The sequence below is a fragment of the Clostridium sp. LS genome, from assembly GCF_002760435.1.
In the GTDB taxonomy this organism is placed as follows: Bacteria; Bacillota; Clostridia; order Clostridiales; family Clostridiaceae; genus Clostridium.
This window is the reverse complement of the sequence record NZ_AUUU01000041.1, coordinates 121,883-130,233: the sequence shown is the minus strand read 5'-3', so window position 1 is coordinate 130,233 and position 8,351 is coordinate 121,883. Positions and strand designations below refer to the sequence as shown.

9 protein-coding genes are annotated in these 8,351 nt (G+C 33.7%); 4 read left to right on the top strand and 5 right to left on the bottom strand.

Going from position 1 to position 8,351, the window contains the following annotated elements; all coding sequences use genetic code 11:
* Positions 1-525: 525 nt before the first annotated feature.
* Together COL3_RS29565 and COL3_RS11140 are read right to left on the bottom strand one after the other, a co-directional pair.
* Positions 526-660, bottom strand: coding sequence for a hypothetical protein (locus tag COL3_RS29565; RefSeq protein ID WP_008421645.1), 135 nt, complete (start codon positions 658-660; stop codon positions 526-528).
* A gap of 291 nt (positions 661-951) precedes the next feature.
* Positions 952-1,779 carry a helix-turn-helix transcriptional regulator gene (locus COL3_RS11140; RefSeq protein WP_008421643.1) on the bottom strand — a complete coding sequence of 276 codons (828 nt, stop codon included), beginning with the start codon at positions 1,777-1,779 and terminating at the stop codon, positions 952-954.
* A 139-nt stretch (positions 1,780-1,918) separates the two neighbouring features.
* On the opposite strand from COL3_RS11140, the gene COL3_RS11135 reads away from it, so the two are divergent.
* Positions 1,919-2,767, top strand: a complete 849-nt coding sequence (locus COL3_RS11135) for an NAD(P)-dependent oxidoreductase (protein WP_008421641.1) — start codon at positions 1,919-1,921, stop codon at positions 2,765-2,767.
* A 162-nt stretch (positions 2,768-2,929) separates the two neighbouring features.
* On the opposite strand, the gene COL3_RS29560 is transcribed toward COL3_RS11135, so the two are convergent.
* Together COL3_RS29560 and COL3_RS11130 are read right to left on the bottom strand one after the other, a co-directional pair.
* Positions 2,930-3,055 carry a hypothetical protein gene (locus COL3_RS29560; protein ID WP_278286658.1) on the bottom strand — a complete coding sequence of 42 codons (126 nt, stop codon included), beginning with the start codon at positions 3,053-3,055 and terminating at the stop codon, positions 2,930-2,932.
* Between the two features lie 69 nt (positions 3,056-3,124).
* Positions 3,125-3,985 carry a DMT family transporter gene (locus COL3_RS11130; RefSeq protein WP_008421638.1) on the bottom strand — a complete coding sequence of 287 codons (861 nt, stop codon included), beginning with the start codon at positions 3,983-3,985 and terminating at the stop codon, positions 3,125-3,127.
* A 186-nt stretch (positions 3,986-4,171) separates the two neighbouring features.
* Between COL3_RS11130 and COL3_RS11125 the strand changes: the two genes are divergently transcribed.
* Positions 4,172-5,038, top strand: a complete 867-nt coding sequence (locus tag COL3_RS11125) for a LysR family transcriptional regulator (protein ID WP_008421637.1) — start codon at positions 4,172-4,174, stop codon at positions 5,036-5,038.
* A gap of 76 nt (positions 5,039-5,114) precedes the next feature.
* A complete protein-coding gene (locus COL3_RS11120) occupies positions 5,115-5,441 on the top strand; it encodes a winged helix-turn-helix domain-containing protein (RefSeq protein ID WP_008421635.1) in 327 nt (108 codons plus the stop codon).
* Between the two features lie 583 nt (positions 5,442-6,024).
* Here COL3_RS11120 and COL3_RS11115 read toward each other — a convergent pair.
* On the bottom strand, positions 6,025-7,284 hold the full coding sequence (locus tag COL3_RS11115) for an amino acid permease (protein WP_008421632.1): 1,260 nt from the start codon (positions 7,282-7,284) through the stop codon (positions 6,025-6,027).
* Positions 7,285-7,405: 121 nt separating this feature from the next.
* On the opposite strand from COL3_RS11115, the gene COL3_RS11110 reads away from it, so the two are divergent.
* On the top strand, positions 7,406-8,287 hold the full coding sequence (locus tag COL3_RS11110; RefSeq protein WP_008421630.1) for a LysR family transcriptional regulator: 882 nt from the start codon (positions 7,406-7,408) through the stop codon (positions 8,285-8,287).
* Positions 8,288-8,351 lie beyond the last annotated feature (64 nt).

The window sequence follows — 8,351 nt, the reverse complement described above, 5'->3', positions numbered from 1 at the left end:
AGCCGCTTAAACTATTTTTTATTATTTTCACTGTCTACTTGACAGGGTGCAGTTCATCTCTTGAATAATACGATTTTACAATTTTTTATTTAATTTTATTGATCCATTACTTAAAAATATTGCAGATTAAGGTTACTGCAGATTATTATTATCTGCAGGAGGATATCAGATACCAGAGCCTAATAACTTAGCTATAATCTGTCCTCTGGTTTATCGCTTCTTTCTTATGAGTATAAACAATGTTCGCCCGCTGAGCAGGTGAAGCGTTCCTCTGTCATTTATTCTTTTTCTTTAAAATTATGTAAAACGCAGCAGCAATTGCTACAAGAGCTCCAATACTTATCCCTGCCATTTCATCGCCTCCACTAATATAATATACTTAAGTTCATCTTAATATACCATTTATTTTGTAAAAATCGCATTATTCAATTTTCAAGGAACATAATTTATATTGATTACTACGTCAAATGAGAATTACGCATCCAAAAATCGCAAGTTCATATTACATAACCAGCCAAATCTGCATCAATATCTTTCTTGATCCCCCCTTCCGTAATTTTCATTAAAAACTGTAATAACCTCTTCAATACTTTGCAACACCTCTTTTGCATATTTTGATTTCAGTTCTTCTATCTGCTCTAATTCCCATAGCTTTTTCATGCTTAACTTCTCCTTTAAAATAGATAAAGGAATACTTAAAGCCATGTATTGCTTTAAGTATTCCTTCTTTTTATTACATTATTATAATATATATTTGACTTCTATTTTTAATTCGATATAGATTAACTATTACTATTTAATTTCTCCCATAAGAAAACATGAAAATCCAAATTTTAGATTTTCATGGGTTTCATGGTGGAGGCGAAGCACGACCTTTGAAATCCACCAATGAAATTCATCTAACTTTTTCCCTTAATATGTTATATATTACCAATTGTAGTTATAATATTCTTAAGAATAGATTTTTTGTTTAAGTTTTTCTGCTGTAGATGATGAGGCTGTATAAATCATCACTTTCAAATCGGGATGGTTAGACAACTGTAAATTCACATGTTCAAACTCCACTTTTCCAATTTCAGGGTAATCCCATGATTTATGACAGTCCGTAACAGTTTTAACTTCATAACGAGGCCACCATAAATCGAATAATTCACTTTCCTGCTTAAATTTTTCGATCATTTCTTTTAACCTTTCATCTTGAGGATACCTTACACAATCTGCCCTAAACCTCGCAATCATGATTTTAGCCTTCTCTTCCCAATCAGAATTAATTTCTTTTTTAAACGGATCTGTTAAAAATTGATACAACAAATTCGGCTTCGAATTCATGCTAGTAGAATATGGAGGGAATCGAAATAAAAATTCTGCTGCACGATTCCATAATAATACATCCCAATATTTATTAATTATATATGCCGGATTAGGTTCCAATGCAAAAACAGTTCTTTCTAATCCAATACTGATCTCTTTATAAATTTCTGATTCCTCTATCTCATCTGATTTAGATAATAGAAAAAGATATCGACGTTCATCCTCAGATAATCTTAACACACTAGCCAAACTTTCTAATACTTGATTGGAAGGACGTACGTCGTTACCTTGCTCTATCGATGTATACCAAGAAACACTGACATTTGCAAGTTGAGCAATCTCTTCTCGTCGAAGTCCTGGTGTACGGCGACGTCCATATGAAGGCAAACCAACCTGTTCTGGTGTAAGACGTTCTCTAGTTGCACGTAAAAATTCACCTAACGACTTCTGTACTGTAATCTCTTTCATTTATTTTCCTCCTTTATCCTACCACTCTCAATCGTATGATAATCACAATATGGTTAACCTATTCTAAGCCTGATATATTAGTAATATAACACAAAATTGATTAGCAAACAAAACCGTTTAGATTGGAGTGAATTAACTTATGAAAATATTTGTAACTGGAGCAACAGGTAAGGTTGGAAGTCGTTTTATACCATATTTATTAGAGCAAGGTCATGACGTGCGTATTCTTGTAAGAAATGCTGAGCGTGCACTTACCTTGAAAGAACAAGGAGCAGAAGTGGTTTTAGGTGATCTTTTAGATAATGAAAATCTCACTGAAGCTATAAAGGGTGTTGAAGCTGTGGTGCATCTGGCAGCTCAATTTCGCGGTGTCAGCGAAGAAATAGCACGAGCATCAAATGTAGATGCAAGCATAATACTAGCTAAAGCTGCTTTGGAAGCCGGTGTCACAAGATTTGTTTTTAGTAGCACCAGTTTGGTATACAGTGGTATCAGCAGAAATAATCCATGTCGTGAAGATGATGTCCTTCAACCGACTCTAGCCTATCCAAAAACAAAAGTTGTGGCGGAAGAAGCTTTACTTAATCTGCACCATGAAATGGGCTTAGATTTGCGTATTGTAAGATTTGCCTTTGTTTATGGCGATCATGACCCACACATTGAAGAATTTTCACCAATTATGAGTACATGGAATCCTTCGCAAAAGCTTTCGCTAGTACATCATGCGGATGTCTGTCAATCGTTAATGCTTGCATCAAGTACACCAGGTTTTGACGGTCACATATATAACGTTGCTGATGATACACCAATTACTGTTGCTGAACTTCTTAAACTTAATGGCTTACCAGAACAGGTACCTCCTAATGGCGGATGGCCTAGTTTTAGTCCATGTGATATGATATTGGATACGGAGCGTATTAAAAATGAACTTAAATTCCACCCAAAATATCCTTCTTTTCATACTGCTATGGATAAGAAAGCATTGTAGTTAGAATTTACATAAAGGAATATAATTCCCCCACAAAATACAAGACCCATAAAAATCTAAATTTAGATTTTTATGGGTCTTGTGATAAAGGAGAAGCGTGACCTTTGAAATCCACTATGCCTCACTAAAAATAACTTATACATTTTTCCGTTTTGAAGAGCTTTAACTACGTAACATTGAAGCTGAATTACTTAGAATTGCAGGTTTGAAAACCTTTCCTGGATGAGCTCTTGAACTATTTAAACTACCTCCATAAACTACATTATTAGTTATAATTACTAGGTACATATTATAATAAGGTTTATTTTTTCCTTTCTGTATGATCAAAGATTCAGAAAATCTAGTTTTCAATTAATTCTATTCATCTAATCTGATTTCACTAATAAAGGGGAATCCTAAAAGTAAAATCCCACCTACTATTTGAATAGTAGTCATTTGTTCGTGTAAAATAATTGCCGAAATTACAATCGCCACCAATGGATCAACGTAACTTAACACAGCTATACTTTGCCCTGAGAGCTTTTCCATACCACAAAAGAATAACCAAAACCCAATCCCTGTATTAACAATGCCTAGTATAGCAATGAAAGGTATTGATGATGCTGAAATACTAAAAAAAGATATTCCCTTTGTGAAAAATACATAAAAGACAAGAAGCACTGCAGTAATACCTAGTTGTATAATTGTTAGTTCTAACTTATCTATATTATGAATAAATTTACCTATTAACATAAGTGAAGCATAAAAAACTGCTGCAATTAGTCCCAAGATAATCCCAATAAAATCATGATATTCCAGTTTACTCATACCATTTTCCACAATCATGACTAACCCGATCAGCGCAATACAAACGCAAATCCCCTTTTTAATAGATAGTTTTTCTTGAAGAAGGATTGGTGAACAAAATATGACGATTACTGGTGCAAAATAATAAGCAAGTGTAGCATTAGCAATTGTTGTATATTGATAAGATGCATATAGAAAAATCCAATTTCCTCCTAAAGCAACTCCAGAGAAGAGTAACAAGACAGAATTAGTTTTTATCATATCCAAAGGTATTTTCTTTTTAGTTGCCACAAAAACACAAGTTAGAAACAAGCAGCCAATGGTACTACTTAATAGTGCTGATTCGCTTGAAGATAGTCCTATATGCCTAACAACTAAACCAATCGTTCCAAAAATAATCATAGATAAAATGAATTGAATTCTATATTTCATACTCTTTCTCCTCTTTAATGCTTTTTAGGTTTATTGAATAAATATCACTTACAAAAAACATGATTTATTCTATTCCTTTCCCTTGAAAACCTCATGGACATAATGTATCATAAATTTATCAATTACAAAAGCGGATGTTTATCATAGAAAAGATGACAAAATCAGATTTATGTGAGGTAAATATATATGGATATGAACATTCAAAAATATATGGCATTTATAAGGGCTGTTGAATATGGGAGCTTTACAAAGGCAGCAGAGATATTAAACTATTCTCAATCTGGTATTAGTCGTATGATTAATGATTTAGAAAAAGAATGGGGTGTATCACTTCTTGAACGTGGACGCTCTGGTGTACGATTAACTTCCGATGGCTTAAAATTATTGCCTTTTGCTAAAAGTATGTGTAATGAATATCAGAAGTTACAGACGCAAGTTGAAGAATTGAACGGATTGCAATCAGGACTTATTCGAATAGGTACATTTTCAAGCGTAGCCACTCATTGGCTACCTAATATCATTAAAGAATTTCAAAAGGATTATCCTAATATTGATTATGAGTTGTTACTCGGCGACTATACGGAAATAGAAAGCTGGATTTTAGAAGGACGCGTAGATTGCGGCTTTCTTCGACTTCCTACACTCCCAGAGTTTGAAACAATTTTTTTAGAACAGGATAAACTACTTGTGGTTTTACCTGAAAACCACCCACTTGTATATTGCGAATACTTTCCAATCAAATCATTATGTGATTACCCTTTTATGCTGTTGGAAAAAGGTGCAAAGGCAGAGATTTCAGAGATATTTGAACGATGTAACATTTCTCCTAAAATTCAGTTTACAACATGGGATGACTATGCCATTATGTCTATGGTAGAAAACGGTTTGGGCATTAGTATTTTGCCACAGCTTATTTTACAACGTATTCCTTATCGTATTGTGACAAAGGAATTAGAAGTACCTGCTTATCGAGAAATTGGATTGGCATTGAGAGATAAAAAAAGTACGTCACTTGCAGTTAAGCGATTTTTAGATTATTTAGAGTATCGATAGCCATTATTACATTTATTTTTTCAGGAAAATTCTTGCCACATCTTCCATACTGTGTGATAGGAAAGGATGTGTTAATATGCCGGTAAATTCATTTAAAAACTATCCTATGACTTGGAATCCTGTCGTAGACAGAGCTGATAAACCACTATATCTTTCTTTAGCAAATCAACTGAAAGAAGATATTCTTAACGGATCAATACTTCCAGGAACTAAGTTACCTCCCCATAGTGAACTTACTGACTTTTTAAATGTAAGCATCGCCTCAAAAGCTATAAAAGTATGCGAACTAAAAGGGTTATTAAGTGCAACTGTAGGGAGTGGCACTTTTGTTTCCTTTGAAAAGTCAGGACCACCCGTCAAACGGGTGGCTTGCTCTGCGGCTGTAAGCCTAAAAAATATATAGAAGCGTTTTTCTAACTAAAACTGTCCATAGATTTTTTAATTGTTTAGTTACTCCATATTTTAAATGAGGTCATGAAACTTAAGTTTTATAACAACTTTTAGTTTTGTATTACCAGTATTAGTTTAGTAGTAATACAAAGTTTGTGGTAGAACCATTGTTTTAGGATACTCATGGCTTTTTAACGGTATAACCAGCCGCCCACCACCCGCTTAGCAGGTGGTTTTCTGAACGCTAAAGCATAAAATAAAAGACCCACAAAATCCATTTGGATTTTCGTGGGTTTCATGGTGGATGCGAAGCGTACTTAGCCCCTACCCTATTCTCCAATTTTAATAATTTTCGCATTCACTTATTATACATGCCCTAAACTTATCTATCATTTAGCTTTTTTTTAGTTATATAACTTCCCATTGTATGAATAATGGGAAGTTGTATTTTATTTATGACATGGTTAATTTTAAAATTTAAATTCAGTATCATATTACTCCCCTTAGCTATCACAATAAAAAATATACGTTATCCACTCTTTCTAAAAGACTTCTTTAAATAAATCTTTCAATATCTGAGCCAAAATCATTTCTAATCAGATACATATTTCATCTTTTCTTTTTTTAAAGTAAAATCCTATAATTATTACCATTAAGGGATACACGACAAACCATCCAGCGAATAAAAAAACTATAGAAGATAAAAAAGCACTTATATAAGCAGAAATCTTCCCAATTTTATTGCATAGAACTTTTGCCGCCGCCACCATACTGATAATATAAACCATAAGAAATGTAGTACTTGGAATACTAACAAGTGCTTTTAATTCCCATGAAAATCTCCAACTAAGAAATAGCATAATTATAAATAATGGAATAAAAGAAAACAATGCCACATAAGGTGACTGATATCGAGAATGAAGTTTGCCAAATGAAGCTGGAAAATTTCCTTCTTTAGCCTCAGCATAAACAAGTCGAGAAAATCCTGCAATATAAGTATGCACAGTGCAATAACAAATGATAAATCCTAAAAAAGCTATTATTCCCCCTGCATTCGTCCCCCATCTATAAGCAATCAGATCAATCATAGCTGTTGTAGGATTACCTGTTTTATATATACTACTACCTATAGTAACAAAAGCTACTGAAAAATATAATAGATTAATCAACAAAAAACCAACACAAAGGCTTAATGGTATATCTTTATGCGGATTATAGAATTCTTCTGACAAGTGACCGATCATTTCCCAGCCCATGAATGCAAAGAACAAAAGATTCATAGCTTGACCTACTGGAATCCAGCCATTGCTGGCAAATGGATAAAAGGCTGTGAATCTAATCTGCTGCATGGATGAACCCACAGTAAAAATTAATATAATTAATATTATTGAAATCACAACAACCTGTACTCGACCTGATAATTCAACACCCATATAATTTAAGATTACTGCGACTATAATAAGTAGTGCAGCTGCTATATGAATTGAAGACGAAGACCATGAAAAAGCACTACCAAGATATTGAGCACCAATGAGCGCAGTTATAGGCATTCCCAAAGGCATTGCACTTAGTATAAGGCATCCTATAAGACGTCCCCAAAATGGACCAAATGCCTGCCGTGCATATGCTGCCATTCCACCTGAGTTAGGAAATTGAGAAGACATCATACCAATAGCTATTACCATGGGAGCAGAAAATATACTCATAAGAAGCCAGCTTAGTATGGATGCTGGTCCTGCCATTTCCGCAGCAATTGCTGGCAATGCAAGAATTCCAGAACCTAATACTGCTCCTATAGTAATAGCAGAACCTTTAACCCAAGTAATGCTTTTTCTTAATTCAATTTGTTGTTTCATACTTTAACCTCCAGAATAATTCGTTGAAATACATTTTTGGTTAGTGTATCATAAAAGAAACATATTGATAAGTCGATTATTTCAATTAATTTAATCGACTATCCCGATTGGATGTGATTTATTGGATATTAGACAACTTCAAACATTTATTGTTGTTGCAAGGTTGTTAAATTTTAGAGCTGCTGCTGAGGAACTTAATTATTCCCAATCCACTGTATCAGATCATATACGCAATCTTGAGCAAGAACTTGATGTTAAACTCTTTGAACGACTTGGGCGAAAGGTATTCTTAAACGAACAAGGAAAAAAACTAATTTCTTCGGCTGAAAGAATGATTAAAGACGCTGAAGAAATTCATAAACTATTTGACAATGATGAAAAAGTTAAAGGTTCGCTGAAAATAGGAGCAGCAGAAACCCTCTGTGTATTTTGGCTTCCACCACTCCTTAAAGAATATAGTAAAATCTATCCCGATGTTCAAATAATACTTAAAATGGCAGAGTGCCCCGAATTTCCTGAAATGCTAGAAAAAAATATTATTGACGTTGCATTTGGTCTTCATGATGAGTCTGGACAACAACATCTTTCTCAAATAGATCTCTTTCAAGATTCTGCTATTTTTGTTGCTGCACCGGATCATCCGCTTACTGCTTTGAAAAAAATTACTGCATATGAACTTGAAAACCAATCATTTATTCTTACTGAAGCAAAGAGCGGTTACAGCTTTGAATTGAAAAAATTGCTTCAAAATCTAAATGTAAAATCAAACACTATTATGGAGTTTGGTAGTCTAGAAGCAATAAAGCAGTGCGTTAAAAATGGCCTTGGTATTACCCTACTACCGAGCATAGCAGTTGATAAAGAAATTCAAAGAGGCGAACTTGTAATGCTGCCCGTAGATATTGATAGGATATTTATAAATGCTAGAATGATATATCATCGAGAAAAATGGATGTCAGCACCACTAGAAGCTTTAAAAAATATTGTATTGCTAAAAAAATGAACCGAAAGGTATTTTTTTACTAACATAAGAAAAGAGACAATCTAATTTTATTTAAACCGTCTCT

What these genes read in the sequence shown, in the direction of transcription:
- COL3_RS29565 (WP_008421645.1), bottom strand. Translation starts at nt 660, where the DNA reads ATGAAAAAGCTATGGGAATTAGAGCAGATAGAAGAACTGAAATCAAAA.
- COL3_RS11140 (WP_008421643.1), bottom strand. Translation starts at nt 1,779, where the DNA reads ATGAAAGAGATTACAGTACAGAAGTCGTTAGGTGAATTTTTACGTGCA.
- COL3_RS11135 (WP_008421641.1), top strand. Translation starts at nt 1,919, where the DNA reads ATGAAAATATTTGTAACTGGAGCAACAGGTAAGGTTGGAAGTCGTTTT.
- COL3_RS29560 (WP_278286658.1), bottom strand. Translation starts at nt 3,055, where the DNA reads ATGTACCTAGTAATTATAACTAATAATGTAGTTTATGGAGGTAGTTTA.
- COL3_RS11130 (WP_008421638.1), bottom strand. Translation starts at nt 3,985, where the DNA reads ATGAAATATAGAATTCAATTCATTTTATCTATGATTATTTTTGGAACG.
- COL3_RS11125 (WP_008421637.1), top strand. Translation starts at nt 4,172, where the DNA reads ATGGATATGAACATTCAAAAATATATGGCATTTATAAGGGCTGTTGAA.
- COL3_RS11120 (WP_008421635.1), top strand. Translation starts at nt 5,115, where the DNA reads ATGCCGGTAAATTCATTTAAAAACTATCCTATGACTTGGAATCCTGTC.
- COL3_RS11115 (WP_008421632.1), bottom strand. Translation starts at nt 7,284, where the DNA reads ATGAAACAACAAATTGAATTAAGAAAAAGCATTACTTGGGTTAAAGGT.